The organism is Nonomuraea sp. bgisy101 (genome assembly GCF_057708945.1).
In genome coordinates, this window is the sequence record NZ_JBYITD010000003.1 from 345,017 (window position 1) to 368,723 (window position 23,707).

The following is a 23,707-nucleotide window of genomic DNA, read 5'->3' on the forward strand; positions in this document are numbered from 1 at the left end:
CCTTGAGCTACACCTGACGCAGCATCTGCATGGCATTCCTCTCGATGCACGAAAGATCGCGGAGAATGACGCGGGCCTGCTCGAGATGCTCCACGTCGCCGCTCTCGCCGGCCTTCGTGATCAAGCCGGCCACGTCCGTCCACAGGGTGGCGGCCTCGGCGTACAACCTATGACCTGCGCGGAGGTTGCCGTCGTCGATCAGCTGGATGCACTCGCCGAGGAAGTCACGATAGAGGGCGCGAAACAAGGCACCGCCGGTGCCGCCCTTCTCCATGAGGAGGGCGGCCTGCGGTAGGTCCTGCTGCGGGTTGCCGGTGCGCAGCAGCCATGTGGGCACCTTTTCGGCGGCTTTCTCGATGCCGCGGTGGCCCAGGTTCGCGATGGGAGCGGCGAGGAAGGCGTCGGCGCAGTCCCTGATGGCGGGGATGATCTGGTCCTGCCAGCAAGGCGAGTGCTCCGGCAGGGTGATGGTGAATGATCGGTTCCTGGCGGTCATCGGGCCGCGTTCGGTCCGCGCCATGGCCAGGCTGCCCCTGCTGGTGCGCACCGCTCCTCCTTGCTGGTCGGTGTCCACGAGGTGGACGTCGTGCTCGTCGTAGCCGTACATGGCGACGACATGGCCGCCGAAGTGCACCTTGGACCGGAAGTACTCCAGGTGATAGCAGTCGAGCTGGAGGCCGACCGGCTGACCTGCGTCGATGGGGGCGGCCACGTTCTCCCACGCCTTGCGCGGCGAGGTGGTCTCCTCGACCAGCAAGGTCAGCCCGAGCCTGGCGGTCAGGTTCCTGGTGAGCTCGAAGGGCTTGACGCGGCCTCCGAGAAAGGGGAACGCCATGCCCTTGCTGTCCCAATAGACGAAGGACAGGCCCGAGCCCAGTCCGAACAGCATGGGCTCGGACAGATCGAGTCCTTCATGCCGCAGCAGCACCCCCAGCGCCGTCGTCTCGCAGTGGTGCATGCCGCGGGCCTCGATGTCCTTCACGATGGTCATACGTCGCTCTCCTCAACAACTGGGCGATCAGCGTGCACGTGGCCACTGTCCGTGCCGACGCGCGCCGGCTCGCCGAGTTCCGGCTCCGGTCGCCCCGCTACTTCCTTGACCGGCTACCAGGATCGTCAGGAGTAGCATGCGGCCTCCCACGGGGGGAGAGTCCAGCCGAGATCAACGCACGTGGGATCACAGTCGGCGATCCGCCGCCGCGCCGCCACTGCCGCAAGGTCCTCTCGCAGGTGGTCGCCGAAGCGGATGGCGTACGCGGGTCGGGCGTGCCACTCGGGCCGCATGAAAGAAGGCAGCGGCGCCTCCAGCGAGGATCACTGCGGCGAGCGTTGCGTGAGCCACCATTCATCGAAAATGGTCGTCGAACCACAAGACATGCGAATGACATATTCACCACCGCGCACCCAATGAATTTCGTCGATGAGAATTCAATTGCGCGTATGCGAAGGCGGAAGAATTCCGCGGCCATCGAGCCCTTTCCGGCCTGTCGTCGCGGCCGGGGACGGATGAGCGGTCGAGCGCCGCCCGTCGATCGGCCGCGATGATCGAGCCGGATCCTCCCTGAGGCCGGAGCCGGCCGAGGTCGATCATGCTCGCGGACAAGCAGGAAGCAGATCGAACAGGTCTATTTAGATATTCGACCAGTTTTTCTTGGGTATTTCTTTATGAATATATATCGAAGGCGTCGGGTATCGGGACGATGTATCCCCATCACGAACCTGGTGTGCTTATCCCAGCGCTTGAAAGGACATGCCATGACCGCCACCGCAGAGGCCGCCGAGCGTACCGAGACCGCCGAGCGCGAGGGTGAAGGGCGATCCCTGGAAGCCCTCCTGCTTGCCGCGCTTGCGGCTCGCCGCGGCGAAGGTGAGGAGACCGGCATCGAGCACCCGCTCCTCATGGCCGCGCTGATGCGCCGCCGCAGGGGAGGCGAGGAAAGCGGTATCGACCACCCGCTCCTGCTCGCCATGCTCATGCGCCGCCGCGGAGAAGGCGGAGAGGAGAGCGGCATCGAGCACCCGCTTCTGCTCGCCGCGCTCATGCGCCGCCGCAGGGGAGGCGAGGAAAGCGGTATCGACCACCCGCTCCTGCTCGCCATGCTCATGCGCCGCCGCGGAGAAGGCGGAGAGGAGAGCGGCATCGAGCACCCGCTGCTGCTCGCCGCGCTCATGCGCCGCCGCAGGGGAGGCGAGGAAAGCGGTATCGACCACCCGCTCCTGCTCAGCATGCTCATGCGCCGCCGCGGAGAAGGCGGAGAGGAGAGCGGCATCGAGCACCCGCTGCTGCTCGCCATGCTCATGCGCCGCCGCAGGGGAGGCGAAGAAGGCGGTATCGACCACCCACTCCTGCTCAGCATGCTCATGCGCCGCCGCGGAGAAGGCGGAGAAGAGGGCGGCATCGAGCACCCGCTGCTGCTCGCCGCGCTCGCGAACCGGTAGTGGCGCTACTCCCGATCGCAGGCAGAAAGGAAGTCCCACAGCCGGCCTGAATCGGCAGCCAGGGACAGGACACATCGACCGCAGAGGAGCAACTCATGGCGTCAGAGGAAGCCGCCGAACCAACCGAGCATGACCCGGTGGATTCGCTGATCGACGACGTCATTCGCGACATCCTCAATGAGGCCAGCCAGTCCACCAAAGTTCTTGCCCGCGGTGGGGACTCCATGGCCGCCCTGATCGAAACAGCCCTCACAGCAGCGCCGCGCGCGATGCTGAAGGCATCGACAATCGAAAGGCTCCTGCTCGCACAGGTTCTGGCCGACGCCCTGGCCGAGGCTCTCGCGCCCGCGCTGGCAGAGGCTCTGACTCCCGAGATCATGAAGGTCCTGGAGCAGTACACCACCCCCACTACCAAGGTGGCCGGTGGCGCGAAGCCTACGAGGACCACCAGCACAACCAGGGGAACCACCAGAAAGAAGACGTGAGACATCGGAGGCGCCTAGCCAGGCAGGTGACGGAACCGAGCCGCCGACCGTGCTGATCTGATCGTCAGCACTGTTGTCGTGGCCATGAGTCGGCTCCTTGCCTGCCAGCGCCCGAACGGAGCAGCCTGAGTCATGGGCGCCGGTCATCCGGCGCCCATGACGCGTGTCGCTTCGAGCGTTCGTGGCAGCGGCCAGATCCTCTTCCTGTCCGGCCGGCGCCGGGCGCCGCGCGCGTCGGTGCGCAACGTGGGACCTCCGCTGGCCGCTGTCGGGATCGCCTTCGGCGACGAACAGGCCGTTCTGGGGGCGCTTGCCGCGGTGCTGGTCAGCGGTCTGGCGGCGGCCCTGCCGATCGCCGCTGTACTCGGCCGTGATCGAGACGGCGGCACCGGCTGAGATGCGCGGTGCCGCCGAGGTGACGACCGCGACGAGGCGAGCCGTTCGAGACGAACAACCGATCCTGGACCGTGTCAGAGCAGGCGCTCCAGGAAGACCATGACCGTCATGACCGAGATGCCGGTGACGATCAGATTGACGGCCCAGCGCAGATTGCGGTGTTTGGTGCGCGCGATCCGCGCGATCCGCAGGGCGTCGGTGGCCAGGAACAGCTCGTAGTTCCTTGTGTCGGCGTTCATCCGCTCGATCAGGGCTTGGGGCGTGGGCTCCTCGGCGTAGACGAGGATTCTCTGCCCGCCCTGTTTGGGCGACGGAGGGCGGATGGTGATCAGGATCAGCAGGACCGCCGCGGACAGCAGGACCAGCGCCAGGATGACACCGAAGCGCCCGACTCCCGGGAAGCGGGCCGGGCCGGTGAGGATGAGGGTGACCATCACGCCGTACGCGACGCCCGCCCAGGACAGCAGGAGGCCGGCTCTCTTCTCGCTGGCGCTGATCAGCTCGGCCCGGGCCGCGGCGGTGGCGGCATCGAGCCGATCCCTGAGGAACGGGGACATGGACGCGTGCTGCGTGCCGCTGTCTTCTCCGGAGTGGCCGCCGGATGTAGCTGGATCGTGGTTCATGGTGGCGGGTCCTTTCCGTCGGGATCGTGGGCCGATGGAGCCGGCCGGCGGCGCGGTGGATGTGGAGGCAACCGACGCTTGAGACGTGCGTTCGATCACCTTCGACTGTAGGCGCGCAGCCAGGACAGGACCCTCCAGGACCAGCGTGCGCCGGCCTCGACCGGAGTCGCGGGCGGATCCACCCGGCCGGCCGGGAAGACGCGCCCGGTGACGCGCCGCGCGTCACAGGTCGAGGACCGCCTTTCCGTGCACGCGGCGGGCGAGCAGGGCGTCGGCCGCCTCCATCGCCTTGTCCCACGGCCCGCGCCACCCGACCTGCGCGTCCAGCTCGCCCTCCGCCAGCAGTCCGACGAGGTGGGCGAGGTCGTCGCCGAACGGCGTGCTCACGTTGAAGTTCTCGATCCGGCCCCGCGCCGAGCGCGTGCCCGCCAGCTCGAAGTCGATGACCGTGGCCTCGCGGGCCGCCCGCCCGATGGCCATGACCACGCCGTCGTCCTCCAGCCGGTAGAACGCGTCGGCGAGTTGCCTCCCGCCCACGTTGTCCAGCACGCCGTACACCCGGCCCCGCAGGTTCTCGGGGCCGATGACGATCTCGGCGGCGCCCAGCTCGCGCAGGCCCTCCGCGCGGGTGAGGCCTCCGACGGAGGCGACGACGTGCGCGCCAGCGCGCGCGGCGAGCTGTACGGCGTAGCGGCCGACACCGCCGGACGCCCCGGTGACCAGGACCCGGCGGCCGGTCAGCGGGCCGAGCCGCCGTACCGCCTGCAGCGCGGCCACGCCGGCGACCGGGAGCGCACCGGCCAACCCCAGGTCGACGCTGTCGGGCACGACGGCCAGTTCGGCGGTGTCCACGGCGCGCAGCTCCGCCCATGCCCCCGACCAGCCGAAGGTGACCACGCGGGTGCCCACGGCGGGGCCGGAGCCGTCGGCGGCGGCCTGGACGACCACTCCGGCGGCGTCCCATCCGGGGACGTACCCGGGCTTGACGTCCGCGCTTCTGTAGGCGATCTCGCCGAAGTTGAGCGAGACGGCGGCCACCTCGACCAGCGCCTGGGAGGGTGCGGGCACCGGGTCGGGCACGACGCCGAAAGTGAGGTCGGAGTTGAAGATCAGGGCTCGCATCGTTACTCCTCGATGAGTGGTGACGAGGACGACCCTGACGGACCGCGCGCACGATCGGCTGACGGTCAGCGCACGCTGCTCCAGGGTGATCGGCTGGATCGGTGCGGGCACGGCCACCTCCGCCGGGTCAGGCGGGTCGTTCACCGTCCGGGGCGGCGTGGCCGACGCGGCGGGGGTTGCTCGTACCGCAGGCCAGGCACACCACCCAGTCGCGCAGCTCACCGTCCTGCTCCCAGACGTCGGAGGCGACGTTGGTCTGCTCTTCGCCGCAGAAGAAGCAGTCCGCCTCGTCGCCCTCCATGCGCCGCATCGGTCTCGGGCGCTCGCCCTCACGGTTCTGGCAGCCCAGCCAGCCGCACCGTGTGCACGTCCACCACCGTTCGGGCCTCGGCCTTGGTCCCCGCCCGGCCCAGCCGTGCCGGCGCAGCATGACCTCGAAGGCTTTCAGCTCTCCCTGGCATTGTGGGCATGCGGGGGTCATGGGTCCTCCCTCGGCCGGCGGGCTTGGCGGGCACCTCACGGTAGACCCTGGAGAGCCGGTGGGGCGCGGGCCCTGGTCAGATGTCGGACGCGATGTTCGAGAGGTTCACGCCCCGCTGATCGGGCGCGATCGCGTCGGCGGGCTCGGCCAGGCCTCTGACCGGCGAGAAGACGACCCAGAGCGGGGCGAGGGGCGAAGGCGGCCCGCCACTACCGCCGGAGCAGGCCGCGCGGCGAGGGATGACGCGACACCGGGCCGGGCTGGCATCCCTTGGGATTTCACGGACGCGGGGTTGACTCCGGGCTGCCCGCGCGCTGCCGATGCCTTCCTAGGCTGTGCCGCATGCGACTGGCCTGGGTGATGAGCATGCTGGGTGCGGCGGCCATGGCCGCGGTTTCTCGCGGCGCGCCGCCGGAGGTGACCGCCCGCGGGCGCTACTCCCTCGGGCGCACGGGGGCTTCCCGTTGATCGACCGCCGCGGCTTTCTGACGATCGGCGGGGTGGCCGCGCTCTCCGCCTGCTCACCGTCCGCCGCCCTCCCGAAGGAGGACGGATGGGACATCGCGGGGCCGCAGACGGCCTCCGGAGCGTGGGACAGGACCGCTCTCTCACCGCTCCTGCCCGGCGAGGTGACGAACGGTCCACGGGACCGCCCGCTGGTCGCGCTCACCTTCCACGGGGCGGGGACACCCGCGCTCGCCGAGAAGGTCCTGGCGGCGATCGAGCGGGAGCACGCCCGTGCCACCGTCCTCGCCGTCGGCACCTGGCTGGACAGGGCGATCGCCGACCGGATCGTCGGCGCGGGCCACGACCTCGGCAACCACACCATGCACCACCTGGACATCTCCGCGCTCTCCGAGGACCAGGCCCGCAGGGAGATCGAGGAGTGCGCGGAACGGCTGCACGACCTGACCGGGTCCGTCGGCTCGTGGTTCCGCCAGTCCGCCACGCAGCACGCCACCCCTGTGATCCAGGACCTGGCCCGCCGAACCGGCTACCGGACATGCCTGTCCTACGACGTGGACGCGGGCGACAACCTGAACCCCGGCCGGGGGGCGATCACGAGCAACGTTTTGGACGCGGTGCGGCCCGGCAGCATCGTCAGCATGCATCTGGGCCATCCGCAGACGCTCGCCGCGCTCCCCCGCATCCTCGACGGGCTGCACCAACGCGACCTGCGGGCCGTCACCGTCACCGAACTGCTCGCCCGCGGCGGCTGAGCGGGAGGCCGCGCAGAGACCTTTCAGCCTTCGGCGCGTGCCCGGCCATGCGGCGGGCGTCTGCTTTCACGCGGGCGCGACCCGCTCGAAGGCAAACGCTCGCTTACCATTCGCTCAGCGGGTGCTGACCTGCCCTTTCCTACCGTGGAAGGGTGAGGCTACGGCCCGCCCCCGCGGCGATCGTGCGGTCGAGCCGGTCCGCCTGGGCCGGTGGCGCCCGCTCGATCATCACCACCTGCCTGAAGCCGGCCCTGCGACGCGTGCGGCCGCTGGGCCTGCTCGCGCTGCGGGCGGCCAACCGCCGCAGGGCGCGCAGGGCAGGCCCGCCCGACGCCCGGCAGGTGAAGATCCTCCTGCTGCACGCCTACGGCATGGGCGGCACCATCCGCACCGTCCTCGGCCTCGCGGGCCGGCTGGCCGCCGATCACGACGTCGAGATCGTGAGCGTCGTGAGGACCAGGCAGGAGCCGTTCTTCCCCGTGCCGCCGGGCGTTCGCGTCACCTTCCTCGACGACCGCGTGGGCCGCCGTCCTGCCCGCTTCCCCTCGTTCGAGCGGCTGCGCCGCAGCCGGCTCATCCCCTGTCAGGAGGCGGCCTACGCGACCTTCGACCTGCGCACCGACCTGCGGCTGGCGTGCTTCCTTCGCTCCCTGCGCACCGGCGTGCTGATCACCACCAGGCCCGGGCTCAACCTGGCCGCCGCCCTCCTGGCGCCACCCGGCGTGATCACCATCGGTCAGGAGCACGTCGGCCTGGGCACGCACAAGCCGGCCCTCCGAAAACTGATCATCCGCAGGTACGGCAGGCTCGGCGCGCTGGTCACCCTGACCGAGGCCGACCTGCGCGCCTACCGCGAGGCTCTGGGCGAGCGCGCCCCCCGCCACCTGCTGCGGATCCCCAACGCCGTCTCGCCCGTGCCCGGCGGCCCGTCCCCGCTGAACGCGAAGACCGTCCTCGCGATGGGCCGCCTCACCAGGGTCAAGGGCTTCGACCTGCTCCTGCGGTCGTGGGAGCAGGTCATCGCCGCCCACCCCGGCTGGACGCTGCGCATCGTCGGATCGGGACCGGAACGCGCCCGCCTCCTCGCCGCCGTGAAGGAGCGCGGCCTGACCGGTTCGGTCGACCTGCCGGGCGCCGCTCGCGACATCGGCGCCCAGTTCGACCAGGCCTCCGTCTTCGTGCTCAGCTCCCGCCACGAGGGGTTCCCCATGACCGTCCTGGAGGCGCTCGCCAAGGGGGTGCCGGTGGTCGCCTTCGACTGCCCCCACGGCCCGCGGGAGATGCTCACCCATGGGGGCGACGGGTTCCTCGTGCCGCCCGGCGACACCGAAGCGCTGGCCGCGGCGATCGGCCGCCTCATCCGGGATGACGCGACGCGCCAGCGGATGGGCGCCCGCGCGCTGCGGACGGCCCTGCGCTACGACGGCGCGACGATCGCGGCCCGGTGGGCGAGGCTGCTGTCCGACCTGGCCGCGCCGGGTACAGAGGGCGCGATGTCCGGACACACCGAGGGGGTGCGCGCGCACTCTTAGCCCGTGCCGGGTTAGCCTCGACCTTGGGCATCCGGCGTCTCCCCCGGTCAGGTGGCCCTGACAGCGGAAACACCTCGATCGGAGACGGCCATGTCCCACCATCTCAGCGGCCCGAACCTGCGCCCGCCGTCCGGCGACGCGCGCCTCGACCTCACCGACGTGTTCGCCTTCGAGTCGCCGACCACCCCGCAGAGCACCGTGCTCATCATGAACGTGAACTCGTTCGCGTTCGACCCCACCCACGGCCCGCATCCGCATCCCGATGCGGTGTACCGGCTCAACATCGACAACGACGGCGACGCGCGCGCCGACGTCGCGTTCAGCTTCGTTTTCTCCGCGCCCAGGGACGGCCGCCAGACGGTCACCGTCTTCCACGGCACCGACGACGAGGCCAGGTCGTGGGAGGCCGCGGGCGAGGAGGTCCTCACCGACGTCCCCGTGAGCTTCGGGCCCGAGCCCGAGATCGCCGAGACGGGCTGGCTCAGGTTCTCCGCGGGCCTGCGCAGCGACCCGTTCTTCGCCGATCTGGACGGCATCGGCAAGGGCTTCGAGTGGACCGGGATCGACACCATGGCGGACAAGAACGTCATCGGCATCGTCCTCGAGGTGCCCGACTGGGTTCTGGGCTCCGCGCCGCGGATCGGCGTGTGGGCCAGGGTCTGCCTGCGCGAGGGGGACGGACTCGTCTCGGTGGATCGCGGCGCCCACCCGTCGCTGACGGCCTACTTCAACGCCGAGGACGCCAAGGACGCCTACAACCGCGGCGAACCGGCCGACGACGTGGCCACCTACCTGGACTCGTGGGTCGCGGCGCTGCGGCACTCGGGCGACTACGACGCCGAGGCCGCCAGGGACCGGCTGGCCGCCGTCCTGCCGGACATCCTGCGCTTCGACCGGTCCGAGCCCGCCGCCTACCCCAACGGCCGCAGGCTCGACGACGACGTCACCGACGTCCGCATCGGGATGGTCACCAACGGCAGGGTCCCGGACGACGGCATCGGCCCCCACGCCGACCTGCTGCCCTCCTTCCCCTATCTGGGCTCCCCGCATCCCACGACGTGAGACCGACATACGCGTGGGCGACGGCGAGGAACGCCGCCCTCATCGTGGGGCTCTACTACCTCCTGCCGGTGGAGGAGACCAGGGACGGCCGGCTCGCCTTGGTACGGCTGGGCGGGTTCGTCCTGGGTACCGCGCTGCTGGTCTGGGGCGTGGCGAGGGAGGCGAGGCGGCAGGCGGAGGCCGACAGGGGGACCCTTCCGCTGAGCGGCCTGATCCTGCTCACGATCTCGGGCGTGACGTTGTTCGCGCTGGCGGACTTCGCCGTCGCCACGTGGACGACGGGGCAGTTCGCCGACCTCAGGACCAAGACCGACGCCCTGTACTTCGCGGTGGCCACGCTCGCCACCGTCGGCTACGGCGACATCCATGCCGAGGGCCAGCTGGCCAGAGGACTGCTCATCGTCCAGATGGCGTTCAACCTGGTCGTGCTCGCCTCGGCCGCCTCGCTCATGTCCCTGCGCATCAAGGACAGGGTCATCAGGTCGAGGCACGAGAAGCCTGACGAGTGACGCGGCCGCACGAGAGGGTCATCGCTCGTCGACGATCTCCGCGTTGTCGGCGGTCGCGTCCACGGTGAGCGCGAACGCCGGTCCCGCCTCCGGCAGCGTCGGCGCGGCGGCGAGCGCCGTCCGCATGTTCTCGGCGCTGTCCCATCGCCATGCGTCGACGAAGGTACCGTCCTCCAGCCGGGCCAGCCTGGTCTCGGTGAGGCCCTGGTATCCGGCCCTCACCGCGGAGATGAGGGTGGCGCGCCTGGTGAGCAGCTCCTCGACGTTGGCCGGGTCGACCTGGAAGCGGGTGGTACGGACGACTGCCATGGCTAAACCTTCTCTCTAGAGTTGACATCTAGTAACTGAATATAGAGATAGACTCTAGCCATGGGAGTTGTCAAGCCGGTGTCCAAGCGGGCGGCGAAAGCTCGGGAGACGCGCCGGCGCATCGTGGCCGCCGCCTACGACCTGTTCGTCGAGAACGGTTACGGGGCGACCAACCTGCAGGAGATCGCCGACCAGGCGGGCGTGGCCGTCCAGACCATCTATTTCGTCTTCGGCAACAAGCGCACCCTGCTGAAGGAGCTGGTCGACCTCACGATCGCGGGCGACGACGAGCCCGTGGCGACCATGGACAGGGCCTGGTTCCGCGACGCCATGGCCGCACCGACGGCGGGCGAGCACCTGCGCGCGCACGTCGAGGGGGTCCGGGCGATCCTGGAGCGGGTCGCGCCCATCACCAGGGTCATCGACACGGCCACGGCGATGGACCCCGAGGTCGCCGCCCTGTGGCCGCAGGGGCTCGACCCGCGCTACACCGTCCAGCTCACCGCCGCCAAGGCGCTGGTCGGCAAGGCGGGCGCGCGCGCGGACGTCACCGACGAGCAGGCCGCCGACCTGCTGTACGGCATGCTCAGCCCCGAGCTCTACCTGCTGATGGTCCGCGATCGCGGCTGGTCGCCCGAGCGCTGGCAACGGTGGGCCCTCGACACCCTGCACTCCCAGCTCTGCACGCCCTGAAAGCCCGCCGCACGAGAAGTCACGCACGGCTCGCACCCGGCCGACGAGAAGTCACGCACGGCTCGCACCCGGCCGCACGAGAAACCACGCGCGATCAGCGGCCGAGCCGTACGGTCACCGTCTGCGAGCCGCCGCCCGCGCCTGCCAGCCGCCCCCAGACGAGCGTGAGCCTCGGGCCCGTGGTGGCGGCCGACAGCAGCGGGTGTCCGGCGAGCACCTCGGTCACCGGCCTGTCCCAGGTGACGGTCAGCTCGTCCAGATCCCTGCGCGGGTCCGCCACCGTCACCGTGGCGGTGCCGTCGCCCCTCTCCTTGACGAGGACCGCGCAGGGAGCGGAGGCGGACAGGGCGCCCGCGGCCCCCGCGTTCCAGAAGTTGACGGCGGTGATCCCCAGCGAGGGGATGTGGACGCCCTGCTGCCTGGAGGTGTTGGCCAGCACGCGCGCCCATGCGGGGTCGGCGGCGCGCGCCATGGTCGCGTCCGCGCCGGCTCCGGGCATGAGCAGGTAGAGGTACCCGGCCGAGCCGGGGTCGACGCCGTGGTCGATCCAGAGCGTCACGTAATCTCGCGTCGCCGCGCCGCCGGTGCGCCGCTCGCGCGAGGTGCGCAGCCGGACGCAGGGCAGGACGTAGCCGCCATGCCCTTCCAGGTGCGCCCAGCCGGCCACGCGGTCGACGGTGAGGCGTGCGTCGGTCCTGCGGTTGTCCACGACGGTCTCGACGGGGACGCCGTCTCCGCCGCTGATGCCCGCGCCCATGCAGACCACCGCGTCGTCGAGGAAGACCCATGACTTGAAGGCCTCCATCGTGCTCTCGAGGCCGTTGAGGTGCTGGCCGACGGTGGCGTACATGCCGTCGGTGGCGCCGCCGACCCAGCGGCCCTGCGGGCACGTGTCACCCCATGCGCCGCCCGCCCCGTCGGGCAGCCGCAGGGTGGAGACCGTCGTGCCGGGCAGGCGGTAGGGGTCGACGGTCTGCCAGAAGGAGTCGGAGTACTGCTCGCCGTGGCCGTCAGCCCACCAGTAGAGCAGGCCGGAGCCGGTGTGCCAGCCGCGCAGGTTCTCGCCGTTGCCGTGCTCGTAGTGGCCGATCGTGGAGGAGGCCATGCTGAGCGCCGCGCACCAGCCGGGCCTGCGGTGGACGGCGCGGGCGCTCATCGCCTGCAGCCGGTGCCCGGCGGGTTCGGCGAGCGCGGGGATCGCGTCGTCGTCCATGATCGCGGACAGTCGGGCGCGCTCGGCCGGGTCGAGCGGGGGCCGGTGGGCGGCACGCCGTACCCATCCCTTGACCATCCCCTGCCAGCGGGCGCGCTCGGCGGCGGAGGCCGACTCGCCTAACAGCAGGATCGCGGCGGCGAGCTCGTGTCCTCGCCGGTGGTCGCCGTACGGTCGCCTGCCGATCCCCCTGCCGCTGACGAGGTCCATGCAGAAGCCGTCGTGGACGAACGGCGCGAACGACCGCTCGACCGCGTCGAAGACGTTCTGGTCGGTGACCTCCCACGGCGTTCCGCGCAGCACCGCGAACAGCGTCGCCAGGCCCGACAGCAGCACCACTCCGTATCCGCCCTGGTAGGGCACCGTCGTGTGCTGGATGAAGGACCCGTCCCTGTAGATCCCGTCGCCTTCGTCGACGTAGGGGAAGACGGGCGCGAGCGCGGAGGCGGCCAGCGCGGCCTTGTCGCGGTCGGCGCCGAGGACGGCGCGCAGCAGCATGACCGTGCACTGGTCCACCCTGTTGGCGCCCGTGCTGGTGCCGCTGTAGTCACCGAGAACGCATGCCGGCAGGAAGTGGTCGACGGAGTCGCGCAGCGGAGCGCTCCGCCGTTCCGTGAGGTGCGGGCCGATCAGGACGGCCGCGTCGAGGAGCCGCCTGGGAGTGCCGATCCGCCAGTTCCACCAGTTGCCCGCCGGGGCCGCGCCCGCGGCGTACACGTGGCGCCGGTAGTGGTCGATGCCCGTCGCGACCGCCTCGGCCAGGCTCGCGTCGCCCTCCGCCGCGTAGGCGCGGGCCATGGCCTGCAGCCGCGCGGGCGTCTCGGTGAAGGAGGGGAACGCCAGATCCGGCCAGAGCGACCCGTCGCGCGGGGCCATGGTGTCGCGGTACCGGGCCGCCGTCGCAGCCCGTTCGGTCCTGTACGGCCCGCCCGCGCCTGGCTCGGGCCCCACGGTCACCTCGCGCCATCGGCGGCGCAGCAGGTCGAACGGGTCCTCTCCCTGGTAGGGGATCGCGGCCACCGCGCCGAGCCGCAGGAATGATCGCCGGGAGAGACCGCGCACGCCTCGATTATCGGGTCCGCCCGAACGCTAGGCGAAGAATCGACCGAGCGGGGGCGCGATCGCGGCGGCTGCGACCTGGTGGTCCTGGCCTTCGAGGGAGTCGAGGCGCGCGCCGGGGACGACCTCGGCCAGCGCCCGGGCGGCCGAAGCGATCCACGGCTCGGTGTTGCCGCCGTAGAGCACGAGCGTGGGCACCTGGACGGCGGCGAACCGCTCGAGCTCCTTCACCTCGCCCGACATGGTGGACCCCATCACGGCCGCGTCGTAGGCGAGGGTGTGGGCGATCTCCTCCATGGCCGCCCAGTGCGGGCCCTGGCGCATGCCGTCCACGTACTCGGAGGGGATGCCGACCGCGCGCGCGAGGAACATCGCGGCCGCGTCGCCGCGGCGTCCCTCCGCGAGAGCGGCCTGGAGCTGCGGGCGGTAGTCGGCGGGCAGCGGGGCTCGGTCGTCGGTCACGACGAACGGCGGCTCGTAGAGCGCGAGGTGCGAGATCGACGAGCCGGCGAGCGCCGCTTCCAGGGCGAGCACCGAGCCGGAGGAGAAACCGCACAGGGCGGCGCTGCCGCCGGCTTCGGCGATCAGCGCGTCGATGTCGGCGATCTCGGCGGCGACGGCGAGGGCCGCGGTGACGTCGGCGGCGGCGTCACCGCTCTGCCCGCGGCCTCTGCGGTCGTAGGTGTAGACGGTGAACGAGGGCGACAGCAGCGCGGCGAGCTCGCCCGCCGTGGGGTTGACGGCGCGATGGGCGGTGGCGCCGTCGACGAGGATCACCGCGGGGCCCGAGCCGACCCGGTCGTAGGAGATCGCGGTGCCGTCGGCGGAGTGAACGGTGGCCATGGGAGTGCCTGCTTTCTTCGAGAAGCTGCGGTACTAGACGGTACAGTACCCACTCAGTACGGTACTGTCTAGTACTGGGAGGAGAACTGAATTGACCGACTTGACCCCGCGGTCCGCCGCGAAACGTCAGCAGATCATGGATGCCGCCCTGACCGTGTTCCTGGAGAACGGATACGTGGGCGCGAGCATGGACCAGGTGGCCGCGATCGCCGCGGTCTCGAAGCAGACGGTCTACAAGCAGTTCAAGGACAAGGAGCATCTGTTTCGGTCGATCATCGAGGACATCGGCGACCGGGTGGGCGATCCCTTCGTCGAGATCTCGGAGCGGGTCGCGGAGACCGACGACGTGGAGCGGGCGATCCACACGCTCGCGGGCACGTTCGTCACGACGATCATGGATCCGCGCGTGCAGCAGACCAGGCGGCTGGTCATCGGCGAGGCGGCCCGCTTCCCCGCCCTCGGCACGGCCTACTGGGAAGGCGGCTTCGGCCGCGCCCTGACGACCGTCGCCGGGTGCTTCGCCCGGCTCCACGAGCGCGGGCTGCTGAAGGTCGAGGACCCGGCGACGGCCGCCAACCACTTCGCAGGGCTGCTGCTGTGGATCCCCAGCAACCGGGTGATGTTCCACGGCAGGACGGACGCCGTCTCGGCCGAGGAGCTCGCGGCCTTCGCCGCGTCAGGGGCGCGCGCCTTCCTCGCCGCGTACGGCACGCACCCCTGAGCCGGCCAGGGCCAGCCGCTTGGTCAGGCGCTGCGCGGGCAGCTCGACGAACCGCTGCGTCACGTACGCCGACGGCAGCAGCACGAGGACGTACAGCCACACGGACGGCAGCGCCCGCAGCAGCAGCGGATGCAGCAGGTAGGTCGAGTAGCTGATCACCCCGAGATGGGTCAGCCACCGAGGAAAGGACAGACGCCGCAGCGCGAAGAACGCCGCGAAGCAGGCCCCCGCCGCCAGGATCGCGGGGGCCCAGCCCGGGTCGTCCTTGGCGAAGAGCGCGCACACCGGCACGACCGTCAGCGCCGCCACCGCCGTGCTCCGGCGGATCTGGCCGCGCTCGGCCCTGTACACGGCCGTGCCCGCGAACATCACCGCGAGGATGATCAGGCCCTGCCATGCCCCGATCCTGCTGCCGAGGGCCACCAGCGTCAGCGCCAGCACGCCGCCCGCCACGGCCGCCGCGGTACGCGTCCTGCCTGTCCCCCACACGGTCAGGGCGATGGCCGCGAGCACCGGCAGCCCGAGGAGCGCGAGCCACCCGCCGATCACCGGTCCCGGCAGCACCAGCCCCGCCGGTACGGCGAGCAGCGCCAGACCGGCGGCGACAGGGGCGGATCTGTGGGCGTGGCCCGTGCGGAAGAGCGCGACGGCGATGAGGTAGAACGCCATCTCGTACGAGAGCGTCCACATCACGCCGATGACGGCGGGCACACCGAGCAGTTCCTGCAACATCGTCCCGTTCCCCAGGACGACGAGGAACAGGGGTTTGGCGGCCAGGCCCTGGTGGAGCTCGTAGACACCGCCATACGCGAGCAGCAGGGCGAGCGCGACGGCCACCAGCAGCAGCGGCAGCAGCCTCAGTCCCCTGCCGATCCAGAAGGACCGCACGTCGCCGTGGCGTTCCAGAGAGGCGGGGATGATGTAGCCGCTGACCAGGAAGAACACGAAGACGCCCCAGGTGCCGACGTCGATCCTGCGATCCACCTCCGCCCACAGGTCAGGGAAATAGGTCCAGCCCGCGTGATGCAGGACCACGGCCAGCGCGGCAGGCCCTCTGAGGGCGTCGAGCCAACCCAAACGGGAGGGGGAGGACATTCGCCCGACTATATGGGCTTATGTGAGATGCAGGCTGGCCAGTTCCGTCCTGTTGGAGACACCGAGCTTGGGGAAGGCCCGGTAGAGGTGGTGGCCGACGGTCTTCGGGCTGAGGAAGAGCTGGGCGCCGATCTCCTTGTTCGTCGCCCCAGTGGCCGCGAGCCTGACGATCTGGAGCTCCTGCGGGGTGAGCTCGGACAGCGAGCCGTCCGCCGGGCGCGCGACGACGGCCTCGCCGGCCGCCCTGAGCTCGGCCCTGCAGTGGTCGGCCCACAGGACGGCCCCCGCCTGTTCGAAGGCCTCCATGGCCGCCCTGAGCTGGATCCTCGCCTCGCTCTTCCGCCGGGACCTGCGCAGCCACTCGCCGTAGTGCAGTCTGCTCCTGGCCTGCTGGAGAGGGAGGTCGGGGCACGAGACGGCCTGCTCGTAGTGCTCCTCGGGCTCGTCGGCGAGCATGGCGAGACAGCGCTGCCGCACGGCCAGCGCCCACGGCAGGCCGGACGCCAGCGCCCAGCTCTCGTACCTGCCAAGCGCCCCTTCGGCAGGACGGCCCGCGCGGACGGCCGCCTCGACCTGGTCGGCGGCGAAGCACACGCCGTGCGGCCGATGGGCCAGGCGGCCGAGCCGGTCGAGCGCGGACTCCCACCTACCGGAGAGCAGGTCGTAGACGGCGCGGGCCCGCTCGGCCCAGTCGCCGTCCAGCTCGCCGCCCGGCTGTTCGCCGCGCAGCGCTGCGGCGTGGGCCAGCAGCCCGCGGGCAACGACCGCGTGCCTGCGCTGTCCGGTGTCCTCGGCGATGCGCACGGCCTCGCCCGCCGTCGCCTCGGCCGCCCTGGTGAAGCCCAGCAGCGTCTCGGTCTCCGCCAGGACGGCGAGCACGCCGGGCAGCCAGCCGATCGCGCCGCGGAAGCGCAGGTCGGCGGCCAGCGCCCGCAGGTGGTCGCGGGCGGTGGCGAAGTCGCCGGACAGCAGGGCGAAGGAGGTGGGGTTGAGGTCCAGGCCGTCCCTGCGTTCAGGCGCCTCGCCGAGGTGCCGCCTGATCAGGTCGAGGCCCGTTCCCGGGTCGGCCCCGAGCAGTTCCACGGCCCCGCCGACCAGGCCCGCACGGCCCTCGCCCATGCGGTCCCTGACGGCGCGCAGCCCCTCGACGTCGCCGACCGACCAGGCCACGCGGGCCGCCTCGACGAGCAGATCCTGTCCCGCGTCGAGGAGGAGCCGCCAGGCGGACTCGGGTGAGCCGTGCTCGAACTCGATGCGGGCGCGCAGCCGTACGAGTTCCTGCGAGGACCCCGCGAGGTGGGCCGACTGGTCGAGCAGGACGCGGGCCCGCTCGCCCTGCCCCGAGTCGGCGGCGAGCGCGGCGGCGGCGGTGAGCCTGCGGGCCCGCTCGCCGGTGTCGGGGGTGAGACGGGCGGCGCGTTCGAGCGCGGCGGCGGCCTCGCCGTAACCGGAGACCTCGCGGGCCGTCGCGGCCGCGGCCTCCAGCGCGGCGGCCACCTCCTCGTCCGGGCCGGTGGCAGCGGCGGCCAGGTGCCTGGCGCGGCGCTCGTCCGACGTGACGTCGGCCAGGGCGCGATGGACGGCGACGCGTTCGCCGAACGAGGCGCTCTGGTAGGCGGCGGCGCGCACGAGCGGATGCCGGAAGTCCGCGCCCGCGACCAGGCCCGCCGACTCGGCGGGGGCCAGCGCGGCGATGGACAGTCCCGTCGCCTGGAGCGCGGCGGAGAGCTCGCCCTCGGCCGCCAGAGCGAGCAGCAACGTGCGGGTGTCGGGCGGCAGGGCGGCGACGCGGTCCTGGTAGGCCTCCTGGAGGCGGTGCGGGATCGGCAGCGGCCCCGCGGCCAGCGAGTCGACGTCCATGCGGGGCAGCTCGATCAGGGCGAGCGGATTGCCGCCCGACTCGGCGACGACACGGTCCCTCGTGGCCGGCGGCAGCCCGGGGGCCCGCTCGGCCAGTACCTCCAGCGCGGCGGCCCGCTCCAGACCCTCCAGGCGCAGCTCAGGCAGCCCTGCCGTGGTGAAGAGGTCGCGCTCCACGCACCTGGTCGCGAAGACCAGCACGACACCATCGGCCTCCAGCCGCCTGGCGGCGAACAGCAGCGCGTCCAGCGAGGCGCGGTCGATCCAGTGGGCGTCGTCCAGCAGGCACAGCAGCGGGCCATGCTCGGCCAGCAGCGTCAGCGTGGCCAGTCCCGTCAGGAACCTGTCATGACCCCCGGGGCCCGCGGCCAGCCCCAGCACCCCGCGCAGCGCGTCGGCCTGCGGCTCCGGCAGCGCGTCGAGCCCCCCGAGCAGCGGGCGCAGGATGAGGTGGAGCGCCGCGAACGGCAGCTCCGCCTCCGTCTCCACTCCCTCCACGCGCAGCACGCGGATGCCCGCGTCGTGCGCGGCGGCGCCGAGCAGAGCGGTCTTACCCGTTCCCGGTTCGGCACGGATCACGAGGGCGGCGCTGTGCCCCTGCCTCGCGTCGGCGACGAGCCCGCGGAGACGGTCCAGCTCCTTCTGACGGCCATGCAACATGGCAGGCAACATATCGGGCGAATGCCTGATACCTGGATTCTCATCCGGTTCCTACCGTCGGCCCATGTTCTCCCTTGACGAGCGGGACCGCCGCTGGGCCCTCATGCGCGACCTCATGGACGGCGAGAACGTCGAGGCGGTGCTCGCCTACGACGGCTCCTACCTGACCGACGCCGCGGACACCACCGCGATCGTGCCCAGGCACGGCGCCCCCGTCTGCCTGGGAGCGCGCTCCCCGTGGATGGGCGGGGCGCGCGCCGCCAGGCACGCCTACGGCATCGCCGAGGCCGCGAAGGACCTGGGGCTCGACTACGCGCGGGTCGGGGTGGTGGGGCTGGACGGCGTGCCGTACCCGGTGTGGGACAGCGTGCTCCGCCAGCTCCCGCAGGTCACGTTCCTGTCGGTGTGGCCAGGCTTCCTCCGGCGCACGATGCCGCAGTCGGACGAGGAGCTCGCGGTGATCACGAAGGGCGCGGCCATGAGCGCGGCCATGGCCGCGGCCTCCGGCGCCGAGGTCTCCCTCCTGTACGGCTTCCGCGAGACCGTCCACCGGCCAGGTCCCGTCGAGTACCCCACGCTCCGGCCTGGGACGCTGTTCGGCGAGGTGAAGCTGGGTGAGGACCAGTCGCTGCACGGCCTCAACCCGCGCGGTGCGCTCCACACGGCGAGCGGCGAGATCGTCGGCTACGACCTGGAGCTCGTCGAGGGGATGACGTTCGCGCTGCGCACGCCCGGCGGGATCCGCACGCTCATCATTGGGCACCTGCCCGATACCGGCTGATCTCAGGATTTTCTAGGTTTTCGAGCCATGAACACCGCGATCTCCGTCCGCGAGCTCCGCAAGAGCTTCGGCAAGGCCCACGCGCTCGACGGCCTGAACCTTGAGGTGAACACGGGCGAGGTGCACGGCTTCCTCGGCCCGAACGGCGCAGGCAAGTCCACCACGATCCGCGTCCTGCTCGGCCTCATGCGAGCCGACTCAGGCACCGCCGTCCTGCTCGGCGGCGACCCGTGGAAGGACGCCACGGAGCTGCACAGGCGGCTCGCCTACGTGCCCGGCGACGTGAACCTGTGGCCTTCACTGACCGGCGGCGAGGTGATCGACCTGCTCGGCAGGCTGCGCGGCGGTCTCAACGCCGCCCGGCGCGCCGAGCTGATGGACCGCTTCGAGCTCGACCCGCGCAAGAGGGCCAAGACCTACTCCAAGGGCAACAGGCAGAAGGTCGCGCTGGTCGCGGCGTTCGCCTCCGAGGCGGACCTGCTCATCCTCGACGAGCCGACGTCGGGGCTCGACCCACTCATGGAGGCCGTCTTCCAGCAGTGCGTGCTGGAGGAGCGGCGGCGCGGCAGGACGGTGCTGCTGTCGAGCCACATCCTGTCGGAGGTCGAGACGCTCTGCGACCGGGTGAGCATCATCCGCGCCGGTCGCACTGTCGAGTCGGGCACCCTGGCCGAGCTGCGGCACCTCACCATGACGAGCATCACCGCCACGCTGTCGGGGCCGGTCCCCGACCTGCCGTGGGCGCGCGGCCTGGCGGTCGAGGGCGGGCGGATCACCTTCCAGGTGGACGACGAGGACCTCGACAAGGTGATGCGCCGGCTGGCCGAGGCGGGGATCACCGGCCTCGTCAGCCGGCCGCCGTCGCTCGAGGACCTGTTCATGCGGCACTACTCGGAGAAGAGCGACCGATGAAGACTCTCGTCAAGCTGATCCTGCGCCGCGAACGGCTGATCGCGCCGGCGTGGATGGCGCTGCCTGCCGTCCTGGCGGCGGGACAGGCCAACAGGTACGCGACCTCCATCCCCTCGATCGGCGACTTCGCCAGGGAGATGGCCGCCAACAAGGCGCTGACGGCGTTCGCGGGCGAGGTCCACTCGTCCACCGTGGCCGGGATGGCGGTGTGGAAGAACGCCGACGCGATCTACACGATCATCGCCCTGCTCGCGGTGCTCATGGTGGTCAGGCACACCCGCGCCGAGGAGGAGTCGGGCAGGGCCGAGCTGGTGGGCGCGGGCGTGGTCGGCAGGCTCGCGCCGCTCACCGCGGCGCTGACGGTGACCGCCGCCGCGACGACACTGTCGGGCCTGCTGGCCGGCCTGTCGATGGCCGCGATGGGCTACGACCTGGGGGGCTCACTGGCCTTCGGCGCCGCGATCGCCGCGGTCGGGCTCGTCTTCACCGGTGTCGGCGCGCTGGCCGCGCAGCTGACCGAGGGGGCGCGCACCGCGATCGGGCTCGCCGCCCTCGGGATCGGCGTCAGCTACCTGCTGCGATTCATCGCCGACGGCAGCGGCCTGACCGCGCTCAAGTGGCTGTCACCGCAGGGATGGAGCCATCTGGTCAGGCCGTACGGTGACGACAACTGGGCGGCCCTGCTCCCCAGCGTCGCGCTGACCGCGCTGACCGTGGCCGTCGCCTACCGGCTGGCGGCGCGCCGCGACGTCGGCCACGGCGTCATCCCGCAGCGGCCCGGCCCTGCCGGTTCCGCCTCGCTGCGGGGCCCGCTGGCCCTGGCATGGCGGCTGCAGCGGGGCCTGCTGGCCGGTTGGACCATCGGGTACACGATCGCGGGCCTGGTTCTGGGCGCGCTGGCGCTGTCGATTCCCGAGGTCTCCAGGCAGGGCGCCGCGGTCGAGGAGTTCCTGCGCCGCTACACCGCGGGCGAAGGGGTCGGCATGACGGACGCCTACCTGTGGCTGATCGCGCTCAGCCTCGGCTACGTCGCCGCGCTCTACCCGCTGCTCGCCCTGCTCCGCCTGCGCAACGAGGAGGTCGCGGGACGCGCCGAACTGGTCCTGGCCACCCCCGTCGGCCGTCTGCGCTGGGCGTGGAGCCATCTGGTGTTCGCCCTCGGTGGCAGCGTGGTGATCCTGGTGGCGTCCGGACTCGCGATGGGGCTGGCCGTCGGCGACCCGCTGGGCGTCCTTCCCGGCACGCTGGTCCAGGTGCCCGCCGTGTGGGTGCTGTCGGGGGTCGGCGTGCTCGCCTTCGGCCTGCTGCCCAAGGCCGCGGCGGGCATCAGCTGGGCGGCCTTCCTGTTCGTCAACCTCTTCGGCGAGGTGCTTGGCCCGATCATGGGCATCGACTACTGGATCGCCAAGTACGTCGTGCCCTTCCCCAACCTGCCGATGGTGCTCTCCGGCGAGGAGTTCGCCCTCGCGCCCGTGGCCGTCATGGGAGCGCTGACGCTGGCGCTCACCGCCGCGGGCCTGGCCGCGCTGAGGCGCAGGGCGCTCCTCTGAACCCCCGGGATCGCCGGTCCCGCCGTGCTCGCAGCACTGCCGGCCCCGCCGTGTTCACGGCGGGGCCGGTCGTGTGCTCATCGCCTGGTCAGGTCGATTCCAGGTAGGGATCGGTGACGCCGTCCACGCTGGCCAGCCTGGCCGCGTCGCAGCCGGTCAGCTTGGCGCCCGCCTGGTAGGCGCTGGCCAGGAAGCCGAGCACGGTGGTGACCGGGTCGTCGCTCTGCCTGGCGTCGTCGTACTTCAGCACCGCCAGATGACTGCCTCTCGACGGGATCCAGGCCGCCCAGTCGGGCCACAGCGGCTGCTCGTGCAGGCCGTTCGGCTCGGGCGCGGTGTAGGAGTAGAAGGCGGGCCACGGCCGTTCCTCGTCGCCGAACCAGAAGCCCGCGCTGATCACCTCCCAGCTGTAGGCCTCCCTGGCCACGGCGTCGCTTCCGGGCGCCGCGCCGACGACCCTGCCGGTGAACCGGGTGACGGCGATGTCGAAGGTGTGCCAGAAGTGGTGCACGGGACTGGTCTTGCCGCAGAAGTCGGCGGCGAAGCGCTCGAGGACCTGGGCGACCTGCGACAGGACCGTCCAGTAGCGGTTGACGAGCACGGGATCGTAGGCCGCGTGCCTGGTGTCCTGGGCGAACGGGGTCCCGTCCGCCATGTCGTACGGCACCGCCTGGATCTCCACGTCGATCCCGAAGTCGTCGAGGATCTCGAAGAGCCTGGCGTAGAACCCGGCGACCGACTGGCCGACCAGCGAGAACTCCGCGCTGCGCCCGTCCACCCTGTCGACGATCAGGCGGTGGCCGACCAGGTCGAAGTCGATGCTGAACGGGTTGGGCAGGCCCATCGGCCTGGTGGTGAGGCCGCGGCCGGTCAGGTGGAAGGGCACGTTCCACCAGTGGTTGCGACGTGGGCTCGCGGCCAGCCGCACCTTCCCGACGATCTGCGCGAACCTGTGGAAGGTGTCCTTGGTCTCGAGCCATTCCTCGTACGGCATCGCGGGAAAGAGCTCCATCGACACATGCTGCCCGGCAGATAAGCCGACAGAACACCCATTCAGGCGATTTTCCGGTCACTCCTCGTTAATCGCCTCGCATGGGATCCCTGACATGCATAGCGCAGGTCAAACCTCTCCTCACAAATTCCGACATACAACGCTTTCGTCGTACAGGAGGGAAGAAAGGGAACTGGGGGGATCTTCATGACAAAGAGAATCGGCAGCGACCTCGCACTGCTCGTCGCCCGTGTGATGGTCGGCATCATCTTCATCGCCCACGGCCTGCAGAAGTGGCACGCGGGGATGGACAGCACCACCGCTGACTTCACCCAGCTCGGAGTGCCGAGCCCACAGCTCGCCGCCCTGTTCGCGACCGGTGCCGAGATCATCGGCGGGGCGATGCTCGTCGCCGGCCTCGGGGTGCGGATCGCGGCGTTCGCGCTGCTGATCGACATGGCCGGAGCGGGGATCTTCGTCGAGGCGCGCAACGGCATCTTCAACGGCGCACCGCGCTGGGAGCTCGTGGTGGCGCTCGCGGCCGCCTGCCTGATGCTGCTGACGCTCGGCGGAGGCCGTCTCGGTGTCGACGGCGTGCTCAGCCGGTGGACCGCCACGCGGGACGAACGCATCGACAACGAGGAGGCGCCCGTCTCGCCCCCGGTTCCGACAGGGGCGGTCATCCTCTCCAGGGCGTCCGAGGATCCTTCCACCGCCCGCGCCTTCATGATGGAGAGACCCCTTTCCCGGTACTCCCCCGCGGGCGCCACCCGCTCCCGCCCCACCCCTGGCCCCGACCCCGCCCACGACCTCCCCTCTGGCCCGGTCGCGCCGCCGCGTCCGGTCGCACCCTCCGGTCCCGCCACGCCCTCGGGTCCGGCCGTCGCCCCGGGGTCTGCCGCGCCTTCGGGCCCCGTCGCCGCCTCGGGTCCCGCAGCGCACGGGACCGCCAGCGGTCCCGCGGCCGCCCAGGACGCGGGCAGGCACGCGGTACCCCGGCAGGCGGGCGCGAGCGAGCCCCAGGGCGAGACGGAGAACACCGATCTGCACGACCTGCGCTCGGAGGTCGACAGGCTCAAGGGCGAGCTGGCCGCGGTCAGGCGCAGGCTCGGCGTCGGCGGGCAGGGGTGAGCGGCCCGCCGTTCCGAGGC

Annotated in this window: 24 protein-coding genes; 14 read left to right on the forward strand and 10 right to left on the reverse strand. The window is 71.4% G+C overall.

Annotated features, from left to right (window positions below; genetic code table 11):
• Positions 1–7: 7 nt before the first annotated feature.
• Positions 8–991 (reverse strand): BtrH N-terminal domain-containing protein, encoded by a 984-nt coding sequence (locus AC3EO4_RS07875; protein ID WP_379572994.1) that lies wholly within the window; start codon positions 989–991, stop codon positions 8–10.
• 764 nt (positions 992–1,755) lie between these two features.
• Between AC3EO4_RS07875 and AC3EO4_RS07880 the strand changes: the two genes are divergently transcribed.
• The 3 genes from AC3EO4_RS07880 to AC3EO4_RS07890 all read left to right on the forward strand — a co-directional run bounded on the left by AC3EO4_RS07880 (position 1,756) and on the right by AC3EO4_RS07890 (position 3,320).
• A complete protein-coding gene (locus AC3EO4_RS07880) occupies positions 1,756–2,439 on the forward strand; it encodes a hypothetical protein (protein ID WP_431894545.1) in 684 nt (227 codons plus the stop codon).
• 95 nt (positions 2,440–2,534) lie between these two features.
• Positions 2,535–2,924, forward strand: coding sequence for a hypothetical protein (locus AC3EO4_RS07885; RefSeq protein ID WP_379572992.1), 390 nt, complete (start codon positions 2,535–2,537; stop codon positions 2,922–2,924).
• A 156-nt stretch (positions 2,925–3,080) separates the two neighbouring features.
• Positions 3,081–3,320 carry a hypothetical protein gene (locus AC3EO4_RS07890; protein WP_431894547.1) on the forward strand — a complete coding sequence of 80 codons (240 nt, stop codon included), beginning with the start codon at positions 3,081–3,083 and terminating at the stop codon, positions 3,318–3,320.
• 74 nt (positions 3,321–3,394) lie between these two features.
• On the opposite strand, the gene AC3EO4_RS07895 is transcribed toward AC3EO4_RS07890, so the two are convergent.
• From AC3EO4_RS07895 to AC3EO4_RS07905, 3 genes are all read right to left on the reverse strand, one after another.
• On the reverse strand, positions 3,395–3,877 hold the full coding sequence (locus tag AC3EO4_RS07895) for a Pycsar system effector family protein (RefSeq protein ID WP_431894549.1): 483 nt from the start codon (positions 3,875–3,877) through the stop codon (positions 3,395–3,397).
• A 288-nt stretch (positions 3,878–4,165) separates the two neighbouring features.
• Positions 4,166–5,065, reverse strand: a complete 900-nt coding sequence (locus tag AC3EO4_RS07900) for a zinc-binding dehydrogenase (protein WP_431894551.1) — start codon at positions 5,063–5,065, stop codon at positions 4,166–4,168.
• Positions 5,066–5,192: 127 nt separating this feature from the next.
• On the reverse strand, positions 5,193–5,366 hold the full coding sequence (locus AC3EO4_RS07905; protein WP_431894553.1) for a hypothetical protein: 174 nt from the start codon (positions 5,364–5,366) through the stop codon (positions 5,193–5,195).
• A 522-nt stretch (positions 5,367–5,888) separates the two neighbouring features.
• Between AC3EO4_RS07905 and AC3EO4_RS07910 the strand changes: the two genes are divergently transcribed.
• The 5 genes from AC3EO4_RS07910 to AC3EO4_RS07930 all read left to right on the forward strand — a co-directional run bounded on the left by AC3EO4_RS07910 (position 5,889) and on the right by AC3EO4_RS07930 (position 9,869).
• Positions 5,889–6,014, forward strand: coding sequence for a hypothetical protein (locus tag AC3EO4_RS07910; protein ID WP_379572987.1), 126 nt, complete (start codon positions 5,889–5,891; stop codon positions 6,012–6,014).
• A complete protein-coding gene (locus tag AC3EO4_RS07915; protein WP_431894554.1) occupies positions 6,011–6,766 on the forward strand; it encodes a polysaccharide deacetylase family protein in 756 nt (251 codons plus the stop codon). The genes AC3EO4_RS07910 and AC3EO4_RS07915 overlap by 4 nt, the downstream gene beginning before the upstream one ends.
• Before the next feature lie 152 nt (positions 6,767–6,918).
• Positions 6,919–8,298 (forward strand): glycosyltransferase family 4 protein, encoded by a 1,380-nt coding sequence (locus AC3EO4_RS07920; protein WP_431894555.1) that lies wholly within the window; start codon positions 6,919–6,921, stop codon positions 8,296–8,298.
• Positions 8,299–8,388: 90 nt separating this feature from the next.
• A complete protein-coding gene (locus tag AC3EO4_RS07925; protein WP_431894557.1) occupies positions 8,389–9,360 on the forward strand; it encodes a DUF4331 family protein in 972 nt (323 codons plus the stop codon).
• Positions 9,357–9,869, forward strand: coding sequence for a potassium channel family protein (locus AC3EO4_RS07930; RefSeq protein ID WP_379572983.1), 513 nt, complete (start codon positions 9,357–9,359; stop codon positions 9,867–9,869). Before AC3EO4_RS07925 ends, AC3EO4_RS07930 begins: the two co-directional genes overlap by 4 nt.
• Before the next feature lie 18 nt (positions 9,870–9,887).
• Here AC3EO4_RS07930 and AC3EO4_RS07935 read toward each other — a convergent pair whose 3' ends face one another.
• On the reverse strand, positions 9,888–10,178 hold the full coding sequence (locus tag AC3EO4_RS07935; RefSeq protein ID WP_379572982.1) for a hypothetical protein: 291 nt from the start codon (positions 10,176–10,178) through the stop codon (positions 9,888–9,890).
• Positions 10,179–10,238: 60 nt separating this feature from the next.
• On the opposite strand from AC3EO4_RS07935, the gene AC3EO4_RS07940 reads away from it, so the two are divergent.
• Positions 10,239–10,871: a TetR/AcrR family transcriptional regulator gene (locus tag AC3EO4_RS07940; protein ID WP_379572981.1), complete on the forward strand. Its 633-nt coding sequence runs from the start codon at positions 10,239–10,241 to the stop codon at positions 10,869–10,871.
• Positions 10,872–10,965: 94 nt separating this feature from the next.
• Here the strand turns inward: AC3EO4_RS07940 and AC3EO4_RS07945 are convergent, their stop codons facing one another.
• Entirely contained in the window at positions 10,966–13,146 is a 2,181-nt protein-coding gene (locus AC3EO4_RS07945) for a polysaccharide lyase 8 family protein (protein ID WP_431894560.1), read from the reverse strand.
• Between the two features lie 27 nt (positions 13,147–13,173).
• Positions 13,174–13,986: an alpha/beta fold hydrolase gene (locus AC3EO4_RS07950; RefSeq protein WP_379572979.1), complete on the reverse strand. Its 813-nt coding sequence runs from the start codon at positions 13,984–13,986 to the stop codon at positions 13,174–13,176.
• A gap of 91 nt (positions 13,987–14,077) precedes the next feature.
• Between AC3EO4_RS07950 and AC3EO4_RS07955 the strand changes: the two genes are divergently transcribed.
• Positions 14,078–14,707: a TetR/AcrR family transcriptional regulator gene (locus AC3EO4_RS07955; RefSeq protein ID WP_379572978.1), complete on the forward strand. Its 630-nt coding sequence runs from the start codon at positions 14,078–14,080 to the stop codon at positions 14,705–14,707.
• Here the strand turns inward: AC3EO4_RS07955 and AC3EO4_RS07960 are convergent.
• Together AC3EO4_RS07960 and AC3EO4_RS07965 are read right to left on the reverse strand one after the other, a co-directional pair.
• Positions 14,663–15,802, reverse strand: coding sequence for an acyltransferase family protein (locus AC3EO4_RS07960; protein ID WP_379572977.1), 1,140 nt, complete (start codon positions 15,800–15,802; stop codon positions 14,663–14,665). The two genes, AC3EO4_RS07955 and AC3EO4_RS07960, sit on opposite strands and share 45 nt — an antisense overlap.
• An 18-nt stretch (positions 15,803–15,820) precedes the next feature.
• Positions 15,821–18,322, reverse strand: coding sequence for an AAA family ATPase (locus AC3EO4_RS07965; RefSeq protein ID WP_379572976.1), 2,502 nt, complete (start codon positions 18,320–18,322; stop codon positions 15,821–15,823).
• A 64-nt stretch (positions 18,323–18,386) separates the two neighbouring features.
• Here AC3EO4_RS07965 and AC3EO4_RS07970 point away from each other — a divergent pair, with 64 nt between their 5' ends.
• Genes AC3EO4_RS07970 through AC3EO4_RS07980 form a run of 3 tightly spaced genes read left to right on the forward strand, consistent with a single transcriptional unit; the run spans position 18,387 to position 21,565 of the window.
• Positions 18,387–19,103 carry a hypothetical protein gene (locus AC3EO4_RS07970; protein ID WP_379572975.1) on the forward strand — a complete coding sequence of 239 codons (717 nt, stop codon included), beginning with the start codon at positions 18,387–18,389 and terminating at the stop codon, positions 19,101–19,103.
• 27 nt (positions 19,104–19,130) lie between these two features.
• A complete protein-coding gene (locus AC3EO4_RS07975) occupies positions 19,131–20,015 on the forward strand; it encodes an ABC transporter ATP-binding protein (RefSeq protein WP_379572974.1) in 885 nt (294 codons plus the stop codon).
• Positions 20,012–21,565 carry an ABC transporter permease gene (locus AC3EO4_RS07980; RefSeq protein WP_379572973.1) on the forward strand — a complete coding sequence of 518 codons (1,554 nt, stop codon included), beginning with the start codon at positions 20,012–20,014 and terminating at the stop codon, positions 21,563–21,565. The genes AC3EO4_RS07975 and AC3EO4_RS07980 overlap by 4 nt, the downstream gene beginning before the upstream one ends.
• A gap of 88 nt (positions 21,566–21,653) precedes the next feature.
• Here the strand turns inward: AC3EO4_RS07980 and AC3EO4_RS07985 are convergent, their stop codons facing one another.
• Positions 21,654–22,577: a DUF5996 family protein gene (locus tag AC3EO4_RS07985; RefSeq protein ID WP_379572972.1), complete on the reverse strand. Its 924-nt coding sequence runs from the start codon at positions 22,575–22,577 to the stop codon at positions 21,654–21,656.
• A 186-nt stretch (positions 22,578–22,763) separates the two neighbouring features.
• On the opposite strand from AC3EO4_RS07985, the gene AC3EO4_RS07990 reads away from it, so the two are divergent.
• Positions 22,764–23,687 carry a DoxX family protein gene (locus AC3EO4_RS07990; protein WP_379572971.1) on the forward strand — a complete coding sequence of 308 codons (924 nt, stop codon included), beginning with the start codon at positions 22,764–22,766 and terminating at the stop codon, positions 23,685–23,687.
• The last annotated feature ends 20 nt before the right edge of the window (positions 23,688–23,707 follow it).